This window comes from Leisingera sp. ANG-M1 (assembly GCF_000813745.1).
Taxonomy (GTDB): Bacteria; Pseudomonadota; Alphaproteobacteria; order Rhodobacterales; family Rhodobacteraceae; genus Leisingera.
The window spans coordinates 1-24076 of record NZ_JWLC01000022.1 but is presented as its reverse complement, the minus strand read 5'-3'; the positions used below and the strand labels follow the sequence as shown (position 1 = coordinate 24076).

Annotated in this window: 18 protein-coding genes and 1 tRNA gene; 15 read left to right on the top strand and 4 right to left on the bottom strand. The window is 61.4% G+C overall.

Features of this window, described 5'->3' with window-relative positions:
* The first annotated feature begins 413 nt into the window (after positions 1-413).
* The gene (locus tag RA19_RS18820; RefSeq protein ID WP_193748304.1) at positions 414-1523 is read left to right on the top strand and encodes a tetratricopeptide repeat protein; all 1110 of its coding nucleotides are present in this window, start codon (positions 414-416) and stop codon (positions 1521-1523) included.
* A gap of 9 nt (positions 1524-1532) precedes the next feature.
* On the opposite strand, the gene RA19_RS18815 is transcribed toward RA19_RS18820, so the two are convergent.
* Positions 1533-2225 (bottom strand): lysophospholipid acyltransferase family protein, encoded by a 693-nt coding sequence (locus RA19_RS18815; RefSeq protein ID WP_039165551.1) that lies wholly within the window; start codon positions 2223-2225, stop codon positions 1533-1535.
* 176 nt (positions 2226-2401) lie between these two features.
* Here RA19_RS18815 and RA19_RS18810 point away from each other — a divergent pair.
* Positions 2402-2477 (top strand) — tRNA-Trp (locus RA19_RS18810).
* A 70-nt stretch (positions 2478-2547) separates the two neighbouring features.
* Here RA19_RS18810 and RA19_RS18805 read toward each other — a convergent pair.
* Positions 2548-4695, bottom strand: a complete 2148-nt coding sequence (locus tag RA19_RS18805; RefSeq protein WP_039165549.1) for a tetratricopeptide repeat protein — start codon at positions 4693-4695, stop codon at positions 2548-2550.
* A 204-nt stretch (positions 4696-4899) separates the two neighbouring features.
* Between RA19_RS18805 and secE the strand changes: the two genes are divergently transcribed.
* Positions 4900-5097: a preprotein translocase subunit SecE gene (gene secE / locus RA19_RS18800; protein WP_039165547.1), complete on the top strand. Its 198-nt coding sequence runs from the start codon at positions 4900-4902 to the stop codon at positions 5095-5097.
* Between the two features lie 214 nt (positions 5098-5311).
* A complete protein-coding gene (gene nusG / locus RA19_RS18795; RefSeq protein ID WP_039134879.1) occupies positions 5312-5845 on the top strand; it encodes a transcription termination/antitermination protein NusG in 534 nt (177 codons plus the stop codon).
* Between the two features lie 86 nt (positions 5846-5931).
* Here nusG and RA19_RS18790 read toward each other — a convergent pair whose 3' ends face one another.
* Entirely contained in the window at positions 5932-6672 is a 741-nt protein-coding gene (locus RA19_RS18790; protein ID WP_206540295.1) for a hypothetical protein, read from the bottom strand.
* Between the two features lie 78 nt (positions 6673-6750).
* Between RA19_RS18790 and rplK the strand changes: the two genes are divergently transcribed.
* From rplK to RA19_RS18750, 8 genes are all read left to right on the top strand, one after another.
* Entirely contained in the window at positions 6751-7176 is a 426-nt protein-coding gene (gene rplK / locus RA19_RS18785; RefSeq protein ID WP_039165543.1) for a 50S ribosomal protein L11, read from the top strand.
* A 1-nt stretch (position 7177) separates the two neighbouring features.
* The gene (rplA, locus tag RA19_RS18780) at positions 7178-7876 is read left to right on the top strand and encodes a 50S ribosomal protein L1 (RefSeq protein WP_039134871.1); all 699 of its coding nucleotides are present in this window, start codon (positions 7178-7180) and stop codon (positions 7874-7876) included.
* Between the two features lie 471 nt (positions 7877-8347).
* Positions 8348-8866: a 50S ribosomal protein L10 gene (gene rplJ, locus RA19_RS18775; protein WP_039165542.1), complete on the top strand. Its 519-nt coding sequence runs from the start codon at positions 8348-8350 to the stop codon at positions 8864-8866.
* Between the two features lie 81 nt (positions 8867-8947).
* A complete protein-coding gene (gene rplL, locus RA19_RS18770; protein ID WP_039165540.1) occupies positions 8948-9322 on the top strand; it encodes a 50S ribosomal protein L7/L12 in 375 nt (124 codons plus the stop codon).
* Between the two features lie 247 nt (positions 9323-9569).
* Complete coding sequence (gene rpoB / locus RA19_RS18765; RefSeq protein WP_039165538.1) at positions 9570-13706, top strand: DNA-directed RNA polymerase subunit beta; 4137 nt, start codon at positions 9570-9572, stop codon at positions 13704-13706.
* Between the two features lie 52 nt (positions 13707-13758).
* Positions 13759-18006, top strand: coding sequence for a DNA-directed RNA polymerase subunit beta' (gene rpoC / locus RA19_RS18760; RefSeq protein WP_039165531.1), 4248 nt, complete (start codon positions 13759-13761; stop codon positions 18004-18006).
* Positions 18007-18139: 133 nt separating this feature from the next.
* On the top strand, positions 18140-18955 hold the full coding sequence (locus RA19_RS18755; protein WP_039165528.1) for a glycosyltransferase: 816 nt from the start codon (positions 18140-18142) through the stop codon (positions 18953-18955).
* A complete protein-coding gene (locus RA19_RS18750; RefSeq protein ID WP_039165526.1) occupies positions 18952-19827 on the top strand; it encodes a DMT family transporter in 876 nt (291 codons plus the stop codon). Before RA19_RS18755 ends, RA19_RS18750 begins: the two co-directional genes overlap by 4 nt.
* 9 nt (positions 19828-19836) lie before the next feature.
* Here RA19_RS18750 and RA19_RS18745 read toward each other — a convergent pair whose 3' ends face one another.
* A complete protein-coding gene (locus tag RA19_RS18745; RefSeq protein WP_039165524.1) occupies positions 19837-20640 on the bottom strand; it encodes a putative rhamnosyl transferase in 804 nt (267 codons plus the stop codon).
* 337 nt (positions 20641-20977) lie between these two features.
* On the opposite strand from RA19_RS18745, the gene rpsL reads away from it, so the two are divergent.
* The 3 genes from rpsL to fusA are packed head-to-tail and all read left to right on the top strand — an operon-like array spanning position 20978 to position 23971.
* On the top strand, positions 20978-21349 hold the full coding sequence (gene rpsL / locus RA19_RS18740; protein ID WP_008204009.1) for a 30S ribosomal protein S12: 372 nt from the start codon (positions 20978-20980) through the stop codon (positions 21347-21349).
* A 15-nt stretch (positions 21350-21364) separates the two neighbouring features.
* Positions 21365-21835, top strand: a complete 471-nt coding sequence (gene rpsG, locus RA19_RS18735) for a 30S ribosomal protein S7 (RefSeq protein WP_039165519.1) — start codon at positions 21365-21367, stop codon at positions 21833-21835.
* Between the two features lie 18 nt (positions 21836-21853).
* Positions 21854-23971, top strand: coding sequence for an elongation factor G (fusA, locus tag RA19_RS18730; protein ID WP_039165504.1), 2118 nt, complete (start codon positions 21854-21856; stop codon positions 23969-23971).
* Positions 23972-24076: the final 105 nt, after the last annotated feature.

The following is a 24076-nucleotide window of genomic DNA, read 5'->3' as shown; positions in this document are numbered from 1 at the left end:
CGTCGGCGCCGGCGTTGTGTCCAAAATCATCGAGTAATCAGGTCTCCTGATTGCACGACAGAAAGGGCCGCTCATCCGAGCGGCCCTTTTTCTATGCGGCATGGCAGGGCCCAAGACCGGATGGGTGCAGCCAAATAGTGAAGCCAGCGCAGCAAAGCATCTGTTACTTTCGCCTTTGGCGGGTATTGTGCCTTTGTGAACTGCTGGTGCATTTGATGAAGATTATCTCTGCTGCATTGATTTGCTTCCTGGCTTGGCCGGGGCTGGCGCAAGCCAAACCTCTGATTACGGATTCCCAAAAAAGCTATGCGCGGCTTTGCCTGGATTACGAGGACAGCCCCAAGCGCCTGGTTCAAATCTGTGAAAAAGCGCTGCATCAAGGGGGGCTTTCACCCAGGCAATGGGAAGACATCATGGATTCGCTTGCCTGGGCGCTCTACGACCTTAACAGGGACCGCGAAAGCCTGGCGGTTTTCAATGAGATCCTAGAGCAGAACCCGGCGTCGCCCTGGGGGCTTGCCGGCCTTGGATGGTTTGCTTTCTTCGACGAGGAATACACCAAGGCGGTGTCCTATCTGGAAGAGGCGACTGCGTCTCGCCTGACCGGGAAGAACTTCGTTTTGCTCGCGCTCAGCAGGTACCGGACTTCGGTGATCAGCCTGGATGAAGCCGTTTTGCAGGTGGAGGCAGGGCTGGCGCTGGTGCCCCGGTTTGATTGGGGCTGGCGGGAATTGGGCTGGCTGCTTGAGGATGGCGGTGAACTGGAAAAGGCTTTGGAAGCCTTTGAAACAGCGGTCAATGTCAATCCGGAGAACAAATTCGGCCACTACGGGGTGGCCTGGGTGCAAGGGGAGCTATCGAACTGGCAGGAAACCCTGGATGCAGCAACCAGAGCCTTGGAGCTGGACGCCGATTATGCCGCCGCCCTGTCTAGGCGGTCGCTGGCCTACTTCAAACTGGGGCACTCCCGCAAAGCGCTGCAAGACGGTGAGACCCTGGTGGAGCTGCGGCCTGGAGAGGCAGATGGCTATGTCCGCAAGGCGCGGGCGCAAGACGCGCTGGGATGGCGCCGTCTGGCTCTGGATACGTTGCAGAAGGCCGAGGCGCAGGTCGGGTTCAGCCCCTACATGATTTACTGGAGGGCGAGCCTGCTCCACGATGAACAGGATTATCCCGCGGCTTTGACGCAGCTGGACAGGATTTTTGAGGATGCCGGCACAGTTCCGGATTTTCACGACCTTGAGCTTAGAGCCCTGGTTGCGCTGGACATGGGGAACCTGGAATTGTCGCGTGCCAGTGCCGACCAGGCTTTGGCGCTGGAAAAGGAAAACCCTTGGGCCTGGTACTTGGAGGCGCGCCTTCTGCTTGCGGAAGGGCATTCTGAGGACTCCGTCCAGGCCTTTGCAAAAGCCATGGAACTGGGACTGCCAAGGGACCAGGTGAAGACCTTTGTCAAAAGGCTCGTCCGGTACGGCCAGTTCCTCAAGGCAATTTCCGTCAAAGGCAGGTATTCGGAAAGCTAGGCTTGCGGCTCAGCGGTCCGGCTGCCGTCCCGTCGCTGCGTCAGCCTTGTCAGTGATTTCATCAAGCGACGCCCCCAGGCTCTGCACCAGAGCCTCGAGTTCTGCATCCGAGGGCTTCTTGGGCACTTCTCCTGTCCATTCCTGGCACAACAGCACACCGCGCGAAAACGGCAGCGGCAGCATCTGCTTGTCCCAGGTTGGCAGCTTGATCACCTTCTTCTCGGCAAAGGACACGGTGAACACCCGGCAGCCGGTCATCCGGGCCCAGACAATCGGCACGGTCGAGGAAATCCGCGCAGGCCCCCGCGGCCCGTCGGCGGCGATGCCGATCGAGCAGCCCTCCCTGGTACGCCTGAGTACTTCGCGCGACAGCGCCACATGGCGCTTGTGGCTCGACATCGGGATGGTCTCGAATCCGAGCCGCACCAGGATTTGCCCGGCCAGCCGCCCGGCGCGCGCCGATGACGTGAGCGCGCAGATGCGCCCCAGAGATGTATCAAACAGATACGGCGCCATGATCAGCCGCTGGTGCCACAGCACAAAAATCACCGGCTCGCCGCGGCGCACGCAGGCGTCCATTTCTTCAAAGCCGCTGCGGGTCCAGCGCGAGGTTCGGAAGGCGAATCGCACATAGGCGGCAAACAGCCCCTCGATGGCGCGGTTCACCCGGGGGCTGTCGGCGATTCTTTTTCTCAGGCTCACGGATCCCGGCTCATTCCTGCGGAGGGCGGGGCCAAGGCCCTGCGAATTCACACCCTCTTACTGCATCGCCCGGCCGGGGCAAAGCCTGCCGCCGGGAAACCGCTTTGCCGGGCGCAGAAAATCCGTTTTTTCCTCTTGCCAGCGCAGCGTGGCTGCCGTAGGACATGCCGCACCACAGGGGTATAGCTCAGTTGGTAGAGCGACGGTCTCCAAAACCGTAGGTCGCGGGTTCGAACCCTGCTGCCCCTGCCATTTCCCAGATACCGGATGACGCCTTCAGGCCCGCCAGTCAGGCAGGCCTGCAAACGCCTGTTCAGGCGCGTTAGCTGTCCATCCCGGAAAGGTTCAGATGGTCCGGGGCCAGCCCCTGAAGGTAGCGGCTGTAAGCGGCATCAAAGGCGTCCTCGACGTGCCGGGTGAACAGCGCAAGGTTGAACAGGGGGGCGCGGTCCTGCTGCTCCAGCAGTTTTTGGCGCAAGGCGGAGCAGGCTTTGGGATCGGCTGCCAGGCGGGCTGCTGTTTGCTCATATTCAGCAGGGCTGGCAGCAATGAGTTCCGGCAGCCCGGCTGCGTTCAGCAGGCTTGCGCCGGTTCTGGATGCAAGCTGCTGTCCGGGCAGGGTCAGGACCGGCAGACCGGCAGCAAGTGCGGCGCTGACGGCCTCGCGGGCATTGACGGTGAAGGTGTCCAGGAACAGATCAGCCAGCGGCAGGCGGGACAGATGCTCTGCCGCCGGGGCAGCCGGGGCAAAAACCAGCCGGTCCGGGTCGATCCCCTGAGCAGCCGCGGCGCGGCGCAGGTTCGAGACCGGGTGATCGCCGTTGTCCAGCAGCCAGAGCACGCTGTCGGGAGTGTCTGCCAGCAGGCGCATCCAGGTGCCGAATTCAAGCGGGGTGATATTGCCAGCACCGGCAAAGCAGCAGAACACAAACCCATCTTCCGGCAAGCCGTAGGCGGCGCGGTCTGGCTGCTCGGCTGATGGCTGCGGGGCCGGGGCGACGGCCAGGTGGCTGTCCGGCAGGCGCAAAAGGAATTCGTTGTGGTACCGCTCGCTGCCGGGCGGGCACGCGGAGGCGTCGCTGAGCAGGAAGTCATACGCGGCCGTGCCCATAGTGCCGGGATAGCCGGGATAGGAGACATGCAACGGCGCCAGCCGGGCTGCGAACAGGTGGGTCCGGTTGCCTTCCATATAACCCGTGAGATCCACCGCGATATCCAGGGCGTCGGACTTGATGGCAGCAATCATTGCCTCTTTTGAAAGGCCGCCGAAGCTTTGCAGGCTGGATACTGTCTGGCGGAGTTCTTCTGCTGTCTCCGCAGCCAGGCCGGGGCCAATGGCATAAGCGTGGATTTCGAACCGCGCACGGTCGTGAGCAGCAAGCATGGGAGCGTGCTGGCGCACCGCCGCTTCCGCCTGACGGCTGGAGAAAATGTACCCGATGCGCAGCTTCTGCGGCCGGTGCGAGGGAGGAGCGGCGGGTTGCAGTTCGGCGGCAGGGAACAGATCGCTTGCATAAGCCTGAGCGCGGGCCCGCAGCAGATCGGGGTTGTCTTCCATCAGCATCAGGGCGCTGGGGTCGCAGCCGCTTCCCCTGAACCCGAGCAGCCGCCGGTAATCCCCGTACTCCTGCTGCCAGCGCCAGTCATTGAGCATGGCCAGGACATGCAGGCGCCGGGTGCGGGCGCGGTCGTCGGCCGGGGCATTCTGCAGAATCCGGTCAAAGCAGGGCAGTGCATCAGCATACCGGCCGTCTTCCTCGTGCAGCAGGCCAAGCTGGAAATGTGCTTCAGCCAGGTCCGGCGCCAGCCGGGCTGCCAGCGCATAATGCGTCCCGGCCTCCTCACGCGCGCCCTGTGCGCGCAGCAGCCCTGCCAGGGTCATATGCACGGAAGCGTCCTCCGGAGCCAGGGAGACCGCCTGGCGCAGCGCGGCGGCGGCTTCGGCGGTTTTGCCTTGTTCCGTCAGCGCTTCGGCCTTGCTGTGCAGGGCAGGCAGGCAGTCCGCATCCAGGCCCAGGGCCTTCTGGAACAGGGCCATGGCGTTGTCCAGCTGGCCGCGCGCCATATGGACACGGCCCATTGCGGCATAGGTGCCCGCCGCCTTCGGATCCAGCCCGCAGGCCTTGTTGAAGCAGGTCGCGGCATTGTCCAGATGCTCGGCGGCCAGGTGGCAGCGGCCCAGGAAGTCCCACAGGAAATGCGAGTCCCGGAAAGTCTTGAGCAGGGCGCCGCAGCTTTCGGCAGCATCAAAATGATGCCCGGCGGCCAGCGCGGCTTCCAGTTCCGCCTTGGTGTCGGCCGACGGCTCCCGCTGCGCCCGCAGGCGGCCGCGCAGCGAGTCCAGCGCCTGCAGCGCCCGCGCGTTCTTCGGATTGCGGGCGAGGATTCCGGAATAGGCGAGCACCGCATCTTCGAGTTTGGAATCGCGTTCGAACTGTTCGGCCTGGGACAAGGAATATGCAGGTGTCATGGCATCCTATCTCATTAAAACACACGGGTTATGCCCACGCGGCGCTGTCATTCTGCCGGGGCTGCTGCGGACAGTTTTGCAGGAAGTGGATTAAAATTGGATTGACCGGGCCCGCTCTGGCTGCGCTCCCCCTGAGGCGGGGCTTGAATTTGCCTGGCGCAAGGGTTAAATCGCCCCCACTGCTAGCAGAGAGACACCCCCAGTATGGCGACTATCAACCCAGTTCAGTTCATTCAGCAGGTCCGTGCCGAAGTGTCTAAGGTCGTCTGGCCGACCCGGCGTGAGGTGCTGCTGACCACAGTCATGGTGTTCATCATGGCGGCGCTCACCGCGGTGTTCTTTGCGCTGGTCGATCTGCTGATCCGCTGGGGCCTGCAAGGGCTCCTGGGGATGTTCGGCTAAGCCTGCGGCAGACGACCGGCTTCAGGGCGGCCGTTGCTGCGCAGCACTTGATCTTGCCAGCAATGGGCGGTACCTGAACCATAAGATTTGAGGCGGGCGTGCGGCGATTCGGGTTGCACGCCGCTTTTTGTTGGAGAGCGCAGCTTTGGCTGCAACAGGATGATCAGGCGGCGGCGCGGCAACGGCCGGCCCGGCAACACAAGGACGACGGTTCATGGCGAAACGGTGGTATTCGGTCAGCGTTCTTTCGAACTTCGAAAAGAAAATCGCAGAGCAGATCCGCACCTCGGTCGCAGAACAGGGCCTTGAGGACGAGATCGACGAGGTTCTGGTCCCGACCGAAGAGGTGATCGAGATCCGCCGCGGCAAGAAGGTCTCGACCGAGCGCCGCTTCATGCCCGGCTACGTGCTGGTGCACATGGAGATGTCCGACCGCGGCTATCACCTGATTTCCTCGATCAACCGCGTCACCGGCTTCCTGGGCCCGCAGGGCCGCCCGATGCCGATGCGCGACGCCGAGGTGCAGGGCATCCTGGGCCGCGTCGAGGAAGGCGTCGAGGCGCCGCGCACCCTGATCTCCTTCGAGGTTGGCGAGAAGGTCAAGGTCAACGACGGCCCGTTCGAGGATTTCGACGGCATGGTCGAAGAGGTCGACGACGACAACCAGAAGCTCAAGGTCACCGTGTCCATCTTCGGCCGCGAAACCCCGGTGGAGCTGGACTTTACCCAGGTCACCAAGCAGGGGTGACGGATTGGCGGGCAGATAGCCCGCTCTTGCGGGCTAGAAACTTCTCAGCGGAATTTGCAATTGCCCGGACCATGTGTCCGGGCTTTTCAGTCTGAAGGCGCCACTATCCGTATAAGCTTATAGCCATCATTGAGATCTTTGGTGATGTGGCGCTTCTTCGTGATGATGTTGAGCTCGTTTCTGTGGTAACGCGCCTTTAGCCTGTTGGTGTTCGCATTCCGGATCACCAACCGGTTCCGTTGGCTCCCACGGGCTTCAAAGTGCTTTAAGTAAGAGCTTCGGAGTTTGCCCGTTCTCATGTCTGCGACAGAGCGGCGGTGTGTGCAGGTTTTGCTGCCAGATTGATTGCAGTCATAGGGTTCAAAAGTGTGTCTCTGGTGAAACCTTAACTTCTCCCGCTGAACCAGAAGCCCGTCCCGATTGTAGTATTCTACCCAATAAGGCTCGGGCTCAGGAGTGCCGCGGCGGACAGAATACTTTTTCATTACGTGCCGCCCTGCAATCATGCCCGCATAACGAGCAAGCCAGGAGCCTCCGCCGCCTATGCTGTCATAGTGAAATTCCGTCCCTACTCGGATTTCCGAGAATTTGATGCCAAGGTTTTCGGCAGTTGCAGGCAGGGGCAGAAACACGAGTATAAGAAGAAAGAGGTTTATGCGTAGCATTTGGAGAATCCCGAAAACTCTTGCCTGATTGAACTTCACGGTGCCTAATTTGCTCTCGCCAAGGCCGGATAGACAACACAAATTGCGCCTTGTCACCCCCTGCGTTCCCCTGTACATGCCGCCCATATCGCCTTCGGGCGAGATTCTCTCGTGGGAGATCAAGGGATCGCGATCCTGAAATCCGACCACGCAACATGCACTGGGTGAAACGCGTTTCACTCGAGTTGAAAGGAAAACCAAATGGCTAAGAAGCTTGTTGGTTCGATGAAGCTGCAGGTTCCTGCAGGTCAGGCAAACCCCTCTCCGCCCGTCGGCCCGGCCCTGGGTCAGCGCGGCATCAACATCATGGAATTCTGCAAGGCGTTCAACGCCAAGACCGCAGACATGGAGCCCGGCGCGCCGTGCCCGACCGTGATCACCTACTATCAGGACAAGTCCTTCACCATGGACATCAAGACGCCGCCCGCGTCTTACTACCTGAAGAAGGCTGCCAAGATTAAATCCGGCGCGAACAACCCGTCGCGCGAGACCGTCGGCACCGTGTCCGTGGCCCAGGTGAAAGAAATCGCCGAAGCCAAGATGAAAGATCTGAACGCCAACGACATCGACGCGGCAATGCAGATCATCCTGGGCTCCGCCCGCTCCATGGGCATCGAGGTGAAGTAAGATGGCAAAGCTCGGTAAACGCACCCGCGCCGCGCGCGAAGCTTTCGCAGGCAAAGAAAACCTGTCCGTGGAAGAAGCAGTTGCCCTGGTGAAAGCCAACGCAACCACCAAATTCGACGAGACCGTTGAAATCGCCATGAACCTGGGCGTCGACACCCGCCACGCAGACCAGATGGTCCGCGGCGTGGTCGGCCTGCCGAACGGCACCGGCAAAGACATGCGCGTTGCAGTCTTCGCCCGCGGCCCGAAAGCAGACGAAGCCAAGGAAGCAGGCGCAGACGTGATCGGCGCCGAAGACCTGATGGAATCCATTCAGGCCGGCAACCTGGACTTTGACCGTTGCATCGCAACCCCGGACATGATGCCGATCGTCGGCCGTCTGGGCAAAATCCTGGGCCCGCGCAACCTGATGCCGAACCCGAAAGTCGGCACCGTGACCATGGACGTGAAAGCGGCCGTGGAAGCAGCCAAGGGCGGCGAAGTCCAGTTCAAAGCTGAAAAAGGCGGCGTTGTGCACGCAGGCGTCGGCAAAGCCTCCTTCGACGAAGCCAAGCTGGTCGAAAACGTCCGCGCATTTGTGTCGGCCGTGGCCAAAGCCAAGCCGTCGGGCGCAAAAGGCGCTTACATGAAAAAGATCAACCTGTCCTCGACCATGGGTCCGGGCATCACGGTTGACGTGGACAACGCTGTTTCCGAGTAATCGGACCCTCGCGTTACCCTTTCAGGGCCCGGGCCGCGCAAGCAGCCCGGGCCTTTTCGTTTCGCTTTGCGCGATCCGTTCCGCTCATCGGTTTGGGGGCTGCACGGGCGCTGCCGGCCGCTCTTTTGCGTTTTTCGCGGAGTCGTGTTAGGGTCCCGCCTCAAAATACAGGGCGCTCAGCTTTGCAGGGTGCCCGATTAGGAGTTGGAAAACTCCCTAAAACCTTCTAAAGACACTCCTGCAGCCCAGCGTGCGATTCGTCGTGCGCTGTTTTGCATTTCGTCCAAGATGGTGGGTGGCCTTTCGATCGGGCCTTAATTTCCCTCCTGAGACGGGTAAGACCAGGAAGATCGAGGGTTTTCATTCCCTCGGGCGACTTTGGCTCATCCCGTAAAACGGACCTGAACGCCGGTTCTTCGGGATCGGCAAATATGAGCCGGGATGCATGTCATCCCTAACTTGGAGAGAACTGTGGATAGAGCCCAGAAAGAGAAAGTGGTCGAGGAACTCGGCCAGATCTTCGAAAGCTCTGGCGTCGTGGTGGTTGCTCACTACGCCGGTCTGACAGTTGCCGAGATGCAGGATCTGCGCGCACGTGCCCGTGACGCGAACAGCTCCGTGCGTGTTGCCAAGAACAGGCTCGCCAAAATCGCCCTCGAGGGTAAGCCGTGTGAAAGCATGGCCGACCTGCTGACAGGGATGACCGTTCTGACCTATTCGGAAGACCCCGTGTCCGCTGCAAAAGTGGCCGAGGACTTCGCCAAGGAAAACAAAAAGTTTGAGATCCTTGGCGGTGCAATGGGTGAGAATGCTCTGGACCGCGCAGGCGTCGAAACTGTGTCCAAAATGCCGTCCCGCGACGAGCTCATCGCTCAGATCGCAAGCTGCATTGGCGCACCTGCTTCGAACATCGCCGGCGCAATTGGCGCACCTGCAAGCAACATCGCAAGCATCCTTTCGACCATCGAAGAGAAGGCGGAAGCTGCGTAAGCGGTTGGCACTGAATGACTGGCGTGGGGAAACATCCCGCACGTTGGAACACACATACTGTAAACGGAAAGAGCTGATACAATGGCTGATCTGAAAGCACTCGCAGAAAGCATCGTGGGTCTGACCCTGCTGGAAGCACAAGAACTGAAAACCATCCTGAAAGACGAATACGGCATCGAGCCCGCAGCAGGCGGCGCAGTTGTCATGGCAGCTGGCGGCGACGCCGGCGGTGCAGCTGAAGAAGAAAAGACCGAATTCGACGTCGTTCTGAAGAACGCCGGCGCTTCCAAGATCAACGTGATCAAAGAAGTCCGCGGCATCACCGGCCTGGGCCTGAAAGAAGCCAAAGAGCTGGTCGAAGCAGGCGGCAAGATCAAAGAAGGCATCGACAAAGCCGAAGCCGAAGAGATCAAAGGCAAGCTGGAAGCAGCTGGCGCAGAAGTCGAGCTGGCCTAAGCCCGTCTTCTGGTGCATCGCTGATGCATCGAAATTTGGCTGGGTCCGGATTTTTCCGGGCCCAGCCGAACCTGTCTTAGAAAGGGCCCTAAGTCCGGGGCGTTTTTTCAGGCGAGGTTCAAGGGATCGGGAGGCTGCCTTCGGGACGGTGGCCATGAATTGATCCGAACGCGCTGTCTCGTATGGGCAAGGTGCCGGGGCCCGGCGGCAACCTTGACCGGTGAGAACTCGAAAGGTGACATCTGACATGGCTCAATCGTTCCTTGGCCAGAAACGTCTACGCAAATACTACGGCAAAATCCGCGAAGTGCTGGAGATGCCGAACCTCATCGAGGTGCAGAAATCTTCCTACGATCTGTTCCTGCGCTCCGGCGATGCAGCAGAGCCGCTTGACGGCGAAGGCATCAAAGGCGTCTTCCAGTCGGTCTTCCCGATCAAGGACTTCAACGAAACCTCCGTTCTGGAGTTCGTGAAGTACTCGTTCGAAAAGCCGAAGTACGACGTCGAAGAGTGCATGCAGCGCGACATGACCTACAGCGCGCCGCTGAAGGTCACCCTGCGCCTGATCGTGTTTGATGTGGACGAAGACACCGGCGCCAAGTCGGTGAAGGACATCAAGGAACAGGACGTCTTCATGGGCGACATGCCCCTGATGACCCCGAATGGCACCTTCATCGTGAACGGCACCGAGCGCGTGATCGTGTCCCAGATGCACCGTTCGCCGGGCGTGTTCTTCGACCACGACAAAGGCAAGACCCACTCCTCGGGCAAGCTGCTGTTCGCCTGCCGCATCATCCCGTACCGCGGCTCCTGGCTGGACTTCGAGTTCGACGCCAAGGACATCGTCTTTGCCCGTATCGACCGCCGCCGCAAACTGCCGGTGACCACCCTGCTGTACGCCCTGGGCCTGGACCAGGAAGGCATCATGGATGCCTATTACAACACCGTGCAGTTCAAGCTGGAAAAGTCCCGCGGCTGGGTCACCCCGTTCTTCCCGGAACGCGTGCGCGGCACCCGCCCGACCTACGACCTGGTCGACGCCGCCACCGGCGAGATCATCTGCGAAGCCGGCAAGAAGGTCACCCCGCGCGCCGTCAAGAAGATGATCGAAGAAGGCACCATCACCGAGCTGCTGGTTCCCTTCGAGCACATCGTCGGCAAATATGTCTCCAAGGACATCATCAACGAAGACAACGGCGCCATCTACGTCGAAGCCGGTGATGAACTGACCCTGGAATACGACAAGGACGGCGAACTGATCGGCGGCTCCCTGAAAGAGCTGCTGGACGCAGGCATCACCGACATTCCGGTTCTGGACATCGACAACGTCAACGTCGGCCCCTACATGCGCAACACCATGGCGCAGGACAAGAACCTGGACCGCAACAGCGCGCTGATGGACATCTACCGCGTGATGCGCCCGGGCGAGCCGCCCACCGTCGAAGCCGCGTCGGCCCTGTTCGACACCCTGTTCTTCGACTCCGAGCGTTACGACCTGTCCGCCGTTGGCCGCGTGAAAATGAACATGCGCCTTGCGCTCGACGCCGAAGACACCCAGCGCACCCTGCGCAAGGAAGACATCGTCGCCTGTATCAAGGCGCTGGTCGACCTGCGTGACGGCCGCGGCGATGTCGACGACATCGACCACCTGGGCAACCGTCGCGTGCGTTCCGTCGGCGAGCTGATGGAAAACCAGTACCGCGTCGGCCTGCTGCGCATGGAGCGTGCGATCAAAGAGCGGATGTCCTCCGTTGAGATCGACACCGTGATGCCGCAGGATCTGATCAACGCGAAGCCTGCTGCGGCTGCCGTGCGTGAATTCTTCGGCTCCTCGCAGCTGTCGCAGTTCATGGACCAGACCAACCCGCTGTCGGAAGTCACCCACAAACGCCGCCTCTCGGCGCTTGGCCCGGGCGGCCTGACCCGCGAGCGCGCCGGCTTTGAGGTCCGCGACGTTCACCCGACCCACTATGGCCGGATGTGCCCGATTGAAACGCCGGAAGGCCCGAACATCGGTCTGATCAACTCGCTGGCCACCTTTGCGCGCGTCAACAAATACGGCTTCATCGAAACGCCCTACCGCGTTGTGAATGAAGGCCAGGTGACCGACGAAGTGCACTACATGTCGGCGACCGAAGAGATGCGCCACACCGTGGCGCAGGCGAACGCAACCCTGGATGAGAGCGGCAAGTTCATCAACGACCTGGTGTCGACCCGCCAGTCCGGCGACTACACCCTGGCGCCGCGCGAAACCGTCGACCTGATCGACGTCTCGCCCAAGCAGCTGGTCTCGGTCGCAGCCTCGCTGATCCCGTTCCTGGAAAACGACGACGCCAACCGCGCTCTGATGGGCTCGAACATGCAGCGTCAGGCGGTTCCGCTGCTGCGCGCCGAGGCGCCGCTGGTCGGCACCGGCATCGAGGAAAAGGTCGCAATCGACTCCGGCGCGGCCATCCAGGCCAAACGTGCCGGCATCATCGACCAGGTCGATGCGCAGCGTATCGTGATCCGCGCCACCTCCGACCTGGAGCTGGGCGACGCGGGCGTTGACATCTACCGGATGCGCAAGTTCCAGCGTTCCAACCAGAACACCTGTATCAACCAGCGTCCGCTGGTGAAGGTGGGCGACACCGTTCAGAAAGGCGAAGTGATCGCCGACGGCCCGTCGACCGATATGGGCGAACTGGCTCTGGGTAAGAACGTGGTCGTCGCGTTCATGCCCTGGAACGGCTACAACTACGAAGACTCCATCCTGATCTCCGAGCGCATCGCGCGCGACGACGTCTTCACCTCGGTCCACATCGAGGAGTTTGAAGTCGCCGCCCGTGACACCAAGCTTGGGCCGGAAGAAATCACCCGCGACATCCCGAACGTCGGCGAGGAAGCCCTGCGCAACCTCGACGAGGCGGGCATCGTCTACATCGGTGCCGATGTGGAGCCGGGCGACATTCTGGTCGGCAAGATCACTCCGAAGGGCGAAAGCCCGATGACCCCGGAAGAAAAGCTGCTGCGCGCCATCTTCGGCGAAAAAGCTTCCGACGTGCGCGACACCTCGCTGCGCGTGAAGCCGGGCGATTACGGTACTGTTGTGGAAGTCCGCGTCTTCAACCGTCACGGCGTTGAAAAAGACGAGCGTGCGCTGCAGATCGAGCGTGAGGAAGTCGAACGTCTGGCCCGTGACCGGGACGACGAGCTGACCATCCTGGACCGCAACATCTATGCGCGCCTGCGCGGCATGCTGCTGGGCAAAACCGCGGTCAAAGGCCCCAAAGGCGTCCGCGCCGGTGCCCCGATCGACGAAGCCCTGCTGGACTCTCTGTCCCGCGGCCAGTGGTGGATGCTTGCCCTCGAGGACGAGCAGGATGCCCAGGTCGTTGAGGCTCTGAACGAGCAGTACGAAGCACAGAAACGTGCTCTGGACGCCCGTTTCGAGGACAAGGTCGAGAAGGTCCGCCGCGGCGACGACCTGCCGCCGGGTGTGATGAAGATGGTCAAAGTCTTCATCGCCGTGAAGCGCAAGCTGCAGCCGGGCGACAAAATGGCCGGCCGTCACGGCAACAAAGGTGTGATCTCGAAAGTGGTGCCGATGGAGGACATGCCGTTCCTCGCCGACGGTACCCCGGTCGACTTCTGCCTCAACCCGCTGGGCGTGCCGTCGCGTATGAACGTCGGTCAGATCCTGGAGACCCACATGGGCTGGGCCGCACGCGGCCTCGGCATCAAGGTGGATGACGCGCTGCAGGAATACCGCCGCTCGGGCGACCTGACCCCGGTCCGTGACGCGATGCACCACGCCTATGGCGACAACGTCTATGACGAAGGCATCGCTTCGATGTCCGAAGGCGAGCTGATCGAAGCTGCAGGCAACGTGACCCGCGGTGTGCCGATTGCGACCCCGGTCTTCGACGGCGCCAAGGAAGACGACGTCAACAACGCCCTGGTGCGTGCGGGCTTTGACCAGTCCGGCCAGTCGATCCTGTTCGACGGCCGCACCGGCGAGCAGTTCGCGCGTCCGGTGACCGTTGGCATCAAATACCTGCTCAAGCTGCACCACCTGGTGGACGACAAGATCCACGCGCGTTCCACCGGCCCGTACTCGCTGGTCACCCAGCAGCCGCTGGGCGGTAAGGCGCAGTTCGGCGGTCAGCGCTTCGGTGAGATGGAAGTCTGGGCTCTGGAAGCCTATGGCGCCGCCTACACCCTGCAGGAGATGCTCACCGTCAAATCGGATGACGTCGCCGGCCGGACCAAGGTCTATGAGTCGATCGTCAAGGGCGAGGACAACTTCGAAGCGGGCGTTCCGGAATCGTTCAACGTTCTGGTCAAAGAAGTCCGCGGCCTCGGCCTGAACATGGAACTCCTGGATGCGGAGGTTGAGGAGTAAGGGCCCCGCGCCCTTCTCCCGTCCCCCCTTCCGCAAGATTTGAGGTATCAAAATGAACCAGGAAATCACCAACAACCCGTTCAACCCGCTGACCCCGCCGAAGGTCTTTGATGAAATCAAAGTCTCGCTGGCGTCGCCGGAACGGATCCTGTCTTGGTCCTATGGCGAAATCAAAAAGCCCGAGACCATCAACTACCGGACCTTCAAGCCCGAGCGCGACGGCCTGTTCTGCGCCCGCATCTTTGGCCCGATCAAAGACTACGAATGCCTGTGCGGCAAATATAAGCGGATGAAGTACCGCGGCGTCGTCTGCGAGAAATGCGGCGTCGAAGTCACCCTGCAGAAAGTGCGCCGCGAGCGCATGGGCCACATCGAGCTGGCCGCACCGGTTGCGCACATCTGGTTCCTGAAGTCGCTGCCGTCCCGCATCGGCCTGATGCTGGACATGACCCTGCGCGATCTGGAACGTGTTCTGTACTTTGAAAACTACGTCGTCATCGAGCCGGGCCTGACCGACCTGACCTATGGTCAGATGATGACCGAAGAAGAGTACATGGACGCCCAGGATGCCTATGGCATGGACGCCTTCACCGCCAACATCGGCGCTGAAGCGATCCGTGACATGCTGGCCCAGATCGACCTGGAATCGGAAGCCGAGCAGCTGCGCGCCGAACTGGCCGAAGCCACCGGCGAACTGAAGCCCAAGAAGATCATCAAGCGTCTGAAAGTCGTGGAATCCTTCCTGGAATCGGGCAACCGTCCGGAATGGATGATCATGACCGTGATCCCGGTCATTCCGCCGGAACTGCGCCCGCTGGTTCCGCTGGACGGCGGCCGCTTTGCGACCTCCGACCTGAACGACCTGTACCGCCGTGTGATCAACCGGAACAACCGTCTGAAGCGGCTGATCGAATTGCGCGCGCCTGACATCATCGTCCGCAACGAAAAGCGGATGCTGCAGGAATCCGTTGACGCGCTGTTCGACAACGGCCGCCGCGGCCGCGTCATCACCGGCGCCAACAAGCGTCCGCTGAAATCGCTCTCGGACATGCTGAAAGGCAAGCAGGGCCGCTTCCGTCAGAACCTTCTGGGTAAGCGCGTCGACTTCTCCGGCCGTTCGGTGATTGTGACCGGTCCGGAACTCAAGCTGCACCAGTGCGGTCTGCCCAAGAAGATGGCGCTCGAACTGTTCAAGCCGTTCATCTACTCGCGCCTTGAGGCCAAAGGTCTGTCTTCGACCGTGAAGCAGGCGAAGAAGCTGGTGGAAAAAGAGCGTCCCGAAGTTTGGGACATCCTGGACGAGGTGATCCGCGAGCACCCGGTGATGCTGAACCGCGCACCAACGCTGCACCGTCTTGGCATCCAGGCGTTCGAACCCACGCTGATCGAAGGCAAGGCAATCCAGCTGCACCCGCTGGTCTGTTCGGCCTTTAACGCGGACTTTGACGGCGACCAGATGGCTGTGCACGTCCCGCTGAGCCTTGAGGCCCAGCTGGAAGCGCGCGTCCTGATGATGTCGACCAACAACGTTCTGTCGCCCGCAAACGGCGCACCGATCATCGTTCCTTCGCAGGATATGATTCTGGGTCTCTACTACCTGACCCTGGAACGCGAAGGCATGGTCGGCGAAGGCAAGATCTTTGGCACCATCGACGAAGTTCAGCACGCGCTGGACGCCGGCGAAGTGCACCTGCACTCCAAGATCACCGCGCGGATCACTCAGATCGACGAAGAGGGCAACGAAGTCCTTCAGCGGTTTGAGACCACCCCGGGCCGTGTCCGTCTGGGCGCACTGCTGCCCAAGAACGCCAAAGCGCCGTTTGAACTGGTCAACCGTCTTCTGCGGAAGAAAGAGGTTCAGCAGGTCATCGACACCGTCTACCGCTACTGCGGCCAGAAAGAGTCGGTTATCTTCTGCGACCAGATCATGACCATGGGCTTCCGCGAAGCGTTCAAGGCGGGCATCTCGTTCGGCAAGGACGACATGCTGATCCCCGACACCAAATGGCCGATCGTGGACGACACCCGCGACCAGGTGAAAGACTTCGAACAGCAGTACATGGACGGCCTGATCACTCAGGGCGAAAAGTACAACAAAGTTGTCGATGCCTGGTCGAAGTGTAACGACAAGGTCACCGAAGCGATGATGGGCTCCATCTCGGCGGTTCAGAAGAACGAGGACGGCTCCGACAAGGAACCCAACTCGGTCTACATGATGGCCCACTCCGGTGCGCGTGGCTCGGTTACTCAGATGAAGCAGCTGGGCGGCATGCGCGGCCTGATGGCCAAGCCGAACGGCGACATCATCGAGACCCCGATCATCTCGAACTTTAAAGAAGGCCTGACCGTTCTCGAGTACTTCAACTCGACCCACGGTGCCCGTAAGGGTCTGTCGGATACCGCGCTTAAGACGGCGAACTCGGGTTACCTGACCCGCCGTCTGGTGGACGTGGCGCAGGACTGCATCGTGCGCGACCACGACTGCGGCACCGAGCGTGCGATCACCGCCGAAGCGGCTGTCAACGACGGTGAAGTCGTGGCGACCCTGGGTGAGCGTATCCTGGGCCGTGTGGCTGCCGACGACATCAAGCGTCCCGGCACCGAAGAGATCATCGTGGCTGCAGGCCAGCTGATCGACGAACGCATGTCCGACGCCGTGGAAGAGGCCGGCGTGCAGTCGACCCGCATCCGCTCGCCGCTGACCTGTGAATCGGAAGAGGGCGTTTGCGCCATGTGCTACGGCCGTGACCTGGCCCGCGGCACGCAGGTGAACACCGGCGAGGCCGTCGGCATCATCGCGGCGCAGTCGATCGGTGAACCCGGCACCCAGCTGACCATGCGGACCTTCCACATCGGCGGCGTTGCCCAGGGCGGACAGCAGTCGTTCCTGGAAGCCTCGCAGGAAGGCAAGATCGTCTTCGAAATGCCCAACACCCTGGTCAACGCCAACGGCGAGACCCTGGTTGTGGGCCGCAACATGAAGCTGATCATCCAGGACGAGCACGGCGAAGAGCGCGCCAGCCACAAGCTGGGCTACGGCTCCAAGCTGTTCGTCAAGGAAGGCCAGGATGTTGCGCGCGGCGACAAGCTGTTCGAATGGGACCCCTACACCCTGCCGATCATCGCCGAGAAGCCGGGTACCGCGAAATACGTGGACCTGATCTCGGGCCTGGCAGTCCGCGACGAGACCGACGAAGCCACCGGCATGACCCAGAAGATCGTGATCGACTGGCGTGCGGCTCCGAAGGGCTCCGACCTGAAGCCGGAGATCATCCTGGTCGACAGCAACGGCGAGCCGGTGCGCAATGATCAAGGCAACCCGGTGACCTACCCGATGTCCGTGGATGCGATCCTGTCCTGCGAGGACGGGCAGCAGGTCATGGCTGGCGACGTTGTTGCGCGTATCCCGCGTGAAGGCGCCAAGACCAAGGACATCACCGGTGGTCTGCCGCGCGTTGCGGAACTGTTCGAAGCCCGCCGTCCGAAGGATCACGCGATCATCGCCGAAATCGATGGCCACGTGCGCTTTGGCCGCGACTACAAGAACAAGCGCCGCATCGCGATTGATCCTGTGGACGACTCGCTCGAGCCCGTCGAATACATGGTCCCCAAGGGCAAGCACATCCCGGTTGTGGAAGGCGACTTTGTCCAGAAGGGCGACTACATCATGGACGGCAACCCGGCGCCGCATGACATCCTGTCCATCATGGGTGTCGAGGCACTGGCGAACTACATGATCGACGAGGTCCAGGACGTCTACCGCCTGCAGGGTGTGAAGATCAACGACAAGCACATCGAGGTGATCGTCCGCCAGATGCTGCAGAAGTGGGAGATCTCCGACTCCGGCGACACCACGCTGCTGAAAGGCGAACACGTCGACAAGCAGGAGTTTGACGCAGCCAACGAGAAATCGCTGGCCCGCGGCAAGCGCCCGGCTCAAGGCGAACCGATCCTGCTCGGCATCACCAAGGCGTCGCTGCAGACCCGCTCCTTCATCTCGGCGGCCTCCTTCCAGGAGACCACCCGGGTCCTCACCGAGGCTTCGGTGCAGGGCAAGAAGGACAAGCTGGTCGGCCTCAAGGAGAACGTCATCGTGGGCCGCCTGATCCCGGCCGGCACCGGCGGCGCGACCCAGGCTGTTCGCTCGATTGCACAGGGCCGCGACAATGTGGTTCTGGAAGCCCGCCGCGAAGAAGCCGAAGCCGCTGCAGCCCTGGCTGCGCCGGTGATGGACGAGGACGTGATGGGCGGCGGCGACGATCTGGATATCCTGGTCGAAACCCCGGAGAGCCGCGACTAAGCCCCGGCTGCATAGCTTCAGAAAAGCCCCCGCGTGACATCACGCGGGGGCTTTTTCATTTCTTCCGCCCCGGCTATCTGTTGTGCAAAGCGGGACCCGGACAGAACACAGGCCCAAAGGGCAGGGAGCGGGAATGGATCTGAGGCTGCGGATGATCGGTCTGGTGCGGTTTTCCGTGCTCAGCACTGATTATTATTCAGAGCGGTTCGACAGCCTCGAAGAAAAAGCGGCGCATCTGTTCTCGCCGGACCGGATGGAGCTGCGGTTCCGCTTGTTCGAGCAGCTTTGCCTGCGCTCCCTGAACCAGCAAAGCGACCCCAGCTTCCGGCTGATCGTTCTGACATCGGCCGATTTGCCGGAACCCTATCTGAAGCGGCTGCTGGCGCTGACCGGGCCATACGGCAATATCCTCTGCCATGGGGTGGCGCCGAAAATCCACTACCAGCAGCTGAAAGAGGCCTTTGGCCTGGTCAACCTGCGCCGGGCCACCCACCACCTCCTGTTCCGGCTGGATGACGATGACGCGGTGGACAAGGATTTCGTCAAACGGACCAAGGGCATTGCCCGCGGTATGATCCCCTTGCAAGGGGGCGGGGAGACGCCTTTCTTCATTGCCCATAACCGCGGCTTCTATCTGGAAAAGGGTGCCAGCGGCGCCCGCGTCTTCGACACCTGCGAGCGCTCGCCCCTTTCTGCCGGCCTGGCGCTGGCAGCACCGGCGGGGCACACCAGCAATCCCTATACCTACAACCACCGGAAAATCGCCCAGCACTGCAATACGTTTTCAGATGCGACCGTGCCGGCTTTCATCCGGACCATTCACGGCGACAACAAGTCGAACCCGGCCAAGATGGGCTTGACCGGAAAATGGCGTCCGAAACACGTCGAAGCCGCTTTGCAGCAGCATTTCGGCTTCACCTCGGACGAGCTGAAGGATCTGCTGCAATGACGCCCAACCAGACCGGAGCGCTGCTGATGGCGGGCAGCATGGCGGCTTATACCTTCAACGACACGCTGGTGAAACTGGTGGGCGGCGCGCTGCCCTTGCCGCAGATCCTGACCATCCGCGGGCTGGCAGCCAGCTGCCTGATCTTATTGCTGGCGCTGCGGCTCGGCAGCCTGCGCCTGAACCTCTCCGGAGCGGCCTGGGGGATGCTGGCTTTGCGCTGCGTGTTCGAAGTTGCCAACACCTATCTGTTCCTCACCGCGCTGATGCTGATGCCGATCGCCAATGTCACCGCGGTTCTGCAGGTTCTGCCGCTGGCGGTGACCCTCAGCGCAGCGCTGTTCCTGCAGGAGCCGGTCGGCTGGCGCCGGCTGGCGGCCATTGCGGTGGGGTTCTGCGGCATGCTTCTGATCGTGCGCCCGGGGCCCGAAGGGTTCAGCGAAGGCGCCCTCTATGCGCTGGCCGCCGTTGCCTGCATCACCGCCCGCGATCTGGTCACCCGGCGGATGCCGCCCGAGGTGCCGTCAATGACCGTGACCCTCTCGGCCTCGGTGTCGGTGCTGCTGTTCGGCATCGCGGCTTCGGCAACCACGGAGTGGCAGCCGATGGGCAGCACCGAAATCATGGCCCTGATGGGCGCGGCGCTGTTTATCCTCGCAGGCTACCTGTTTTCGGTGATGACCATGCGGGTGGGCGAGGTCGCGGTGGTTGCTCCGTTCCGCTACAGCGGCCTGATCTGGGCGCTGATCCTGGGCTGGGCGGTGTTCGGCGAATGGCCGGATCTGCTGACTCTGGCGGGTGCCGCCATTGTCGCGGGCGCCGGCATATTCACCCTTTACCGGGAGCGCCGCCAGGCCCGCAGGGCCAAGGCATAGCGCGCGCCGCTAGGGTTTGAACACCTCTTTGACGTGATCCTCCCGGATCGCAAAACGGGTTTCAAACTCAGCCCTCTGCGCATCGGTCAGCGGCAGGGTTTCCACTGGTTTGGCCCGGCGCTGGCGCGAGTCGTTGAACCCGTTATGGCTGCGGACCCACATCGGGGAATCGGTGATTGTGACCGAAGGCATATGGTGGTGGATCCGGTGGTGCGCGAAATTCATGATCGTGCGGCGCACACCTGAGGCCGCATACATCCCCAGTGCGGCGGTCGCATAGGGGCTGATGGCGGGCTCTGCCTCAATGCCTGCTGCACCAAACTGCGCGACGTAGCCCCGGTTGAAATCGATGGCAGCGGTCGGGCTGTTCTCGAACAGCTTGGCGCAGTCCTGCGCTGTTTGCCGCAGCCGCTCCACAAAATCGATGGCCACGGCGTCATCGTCGTCGGCCCGGAATTGCAGGCAGGGCTTGTCCAGATCGCCGCGGGCAATGTTCAGCAATTCCTTCATCACTTCCCGGTGGCGGCGCGGCGGCTCCGCGTGGACGGCCACCTGCGGCATACCGGCTGTCAGATCGTGCAGCCGCTCGAGGTGTCTGCGGGGCAGGCTTTTCCCGATCAGCATGATCAGATCGAAATCCTGGTCGCTCTGCTTGCGCAGGCCGGGCAGGGCGACGGTTTCCAGCAGCCGGAACCGCTCCTCCATCCGCTCTTCGGCATAGAGATAGGCGATGCGCTCCTCGATCGTTTCATGCTCGATTTGAAAGCCGCCAATCGCCGGGTAGGAAAACCGGCACAATCCGATGACTTGCATGCTGAAATCCGCTTTTGCCAAAATCCGCTGCGGCGACTATGCAGGCCCGCCTGCCCCAGGGCAAGCGCCACGCCCCGGCCGCTGTTGACAACCTGCGCGACTCCCCATATACGCGCGCCTATCCGGCACCCGGAGTGCGTCTTCGAAAGCCGAATTCAAAATTGCAGTGTCTCAAGGCCTGGGCACCTTTACCACCCTGGCCCTCTGTAACCTCACCGCGTCGTCTCACCTCGGAATGGGAGCGATTGCGGTTTTTGCGCTTGTGGACGCACAGGTGCAGCGAAATCACCCGCACGCGCCGGCGTGCATGACAAGTTGCGAAACGGGGAATACCTGAATGCCAACGATCCAGCAGCTGATCCGCAAGCCGCGTCAGCCGAAACGTAAAGTTTCGAAGTCCCAGCACCTCGAGCAGTGCCCGCAGAAGCGCGGCGTCTGCACCCGCGTGTACACCACCACTCCGAAGAAACCGAACTCCGCTATGCGGAAAGTTGCGAAGGTCCGCCTGACCAACGGCTTCGAAGTGATCTCCTACATCCCCGGTGAAAGCCACAACCTTCAGGAACACTCCGTGGTTCTGATCCGCGGCGGCCGTGTAAAAGACCTTCCGGGTGTCCGTTACCACATCCTGCGCGGTGTTCTGGATACCCAGGGCGTTAAAGACCGTAAGCAACGCCGTTCGAAGTACGGCGCGAAGCGTCCTAAGTAAGAAGGAGAGGCTGATATGTCACGTCGTCACGCCGCCGAAAAACGCGAAGTTCTGCCCGACGCCAAGTTCGGCGACCGCGTTCTGACCAAGTTCATGAACAACCTGATGATCGACGGCAAAAAGTCGGTTGCAGAGAAAATCGTCTACAACGCGCTGGACCGCGTTGAGACCAAGATCAAGCGCGCCCCGGTGGAAGTGTTCCACGAAGCGCTGGACAACGTTAAGCCGTCCGTTGAGGTCCGCTCCCGCCGTGTTGGCGGTGCGACCTACCAGGTTCCGGTTGAAGTCCGCCCCGAGCGCCGTGAAGCGCTGGCCATCCGCTGGCTGATCACCGCCGCCCGCGGCCGCAACGAGAACACCATGGAAGAGCGCCTCGCAGGCGAGCTGCTGGACGCTGTCCAGTCCCGTGGCACCGCGGTCAAGAAGCGCGAAGACACCCACAAGATGGCAGAGGCGAACAAAGCCTTCTCGCACTATCGCTGGTAAGCCGGAGGACACAGACCTATGGCACGCGAATATCCGCTCGAACTGTACCGTAACTTCGGTATCATGGCGCACATCGATGCAGGTAAAACCACCTGCTCCGAGCGCATCCTGTATTACACTGGCAAATCCCACAACATCGGTGAGGTGCACGACGGTGCAGCCACCATGGACTGGATGGAGCAGGAGCAGGAACGCGGCATCACCATCACCTCGGCTGCGACCACCACTTTCTGGGAACGCACCGAAGACGGTCAGACCGCCGACTCGCCCAAGCACCGCCTGAACATCATCGACACCCCCGGCCACGTTGACTTCACCATCGAAGTTGAGCGTTCGCTGGCGGTTCTCGACGGTGCCGTCTGCGTTCTCGACGCAAACGCCGGTGTTGAGCCCCAGACCGAAACCGTGTGGCGTCAGGCTGACCGCTACAAGGTTCCGCGGATGGTGTTCGTCAACAAGATGGACAAAATCGGCGCCGACTTCTTCAACTGCGTCAACATGATCGAAGACCGTACCGGCGCCCGCGCGGTTCCGGTTGGTGTTCCGATCGGCGCTGAGAACGAGCTGGAAGGCCTGGTTGACCTGGTCAACATGGAAGAATGGCTGTGGCAGGGCGAAGACCTGGGCGCATCCTGGGTCAAAGCTCCGATCCGCGACAGCCTGAAAGACATGGCTGACGAATGGCGCGGCAAAATGGTGGAAGCGGCCGTCGAAATGGACGACGACGCCATGGAAGCCTACCTGGAAGGCGAAGAGCCCGACGTTGCGACCCTGCGCAAACTGCTGCGCAAAGGTACTCTGGAACTGGCATTTGTTCCGGTTCTGGGCGGTTCCGCGTTCAAGAACAAAGGTGTGCAGCCGCTGCTGAACGCCGTGATCGACTACCTGCCCAGCCCGCTGGACGTTGTCGACTACATGGGCTTCAAACCCGGTGACGAAACCGAAGAGCGTAACATTGCCCGCCGTGCGGACGATGACATGGCGTTCTCCGGCCTGGCGTTCAAAATCATGAACGACCCCTTCGTCGGCTCGCTGACCTTCACCCGGATCTACTCCGGCGTCATGAACAAGGGCGACACTCTTCTGAACTCCACCAAGGGTAAGAAAGAGCGCGTCGGCCGGATGATGATGATGCACTCCAACGACCGCGAGGAAATCACCGAAGCGTTCGCAGGCGACATCATCGCGCTGGCAGGCCTGAAGGACACCACCACCGGTGACACCCTCTGCGCCGTCAACGACCCGGTTGTTCTGGAAACCATGACCTTCCCGGATCCGGTGATCGAGATCGCGGTTGAGCCGAAAACCAAGGCCGACCAGGAGAAAATGTCCCAGGGTCTGGGCCGTCTGGCCGCCGAAGACCCGTCCTTCCGCGTGGAGACCGACATCGAGTCCGGTCAGACCATCATGAAGGGCATGGGCGAACTTCACCTGGACATCCTGGTTGACCGCCTCAAGCGCGAGTTCAAGGTTGAAGCCAACATCGGTGCGCCGCAGGTGGCCTACCGCGAGACCATCTCCAAAGAGGTCGAGCACTCCTACACCCACAAGAAACAGTCGGGTGGTTCGGGTCAGTTCGCCGAAGTGAAGATGATCATCTCGCCGACCGAAGCCGGCGAAGGCTACTCCTTCGAATCCCGCATCGTTGGCGGTGCGGTTCCGAAGGAATACATCCCCGGTGTTGAAAAAGGCATCCAGTCTGTCATGGACTCTGGCCCGCTGGCCGGCTTCCCCGTGATCGACTTCAAGGTTGCCCTGATCGACGGTAAGTTCCACGACGTTGACTCCAGCGTTCTGGCCTTCGAAATCGCCGCCCGCATGGGCATGCGCGAAGGCATGAAGAAAGCCGGCGCCAAGCTGCTGGAACCGATCATGAAGGTCGAAGTGATCACCCCGGAAGAATACACCGGCGGCATCATCGGCGACCTCACCTCCCGCCGCGGCCAGGTGTCCGGCCAGGAGAACCGCGGCAACGCAATCGCCATCGACGCGTTTGTGCCGCTGGCGAACATGTTCGGCTACATCAACACCCTGCGTTCGATGAGCTCGGGCCGCGCCCAGTTCACCATGCAGTTCGATCACTACGATCCGGTGCCGCAGAACATCTCCGACGAGATCCAGGCGAAATACGCGTAAGCGTCAAAAAATTGAGGGGTCCGCAGCCGTTGCGTGCCCCTCTCGAAACAAAAGGAGGCCATCATGGCTAAGGAAAAGTTTGAACGTAATAAACCGCACGTCAAC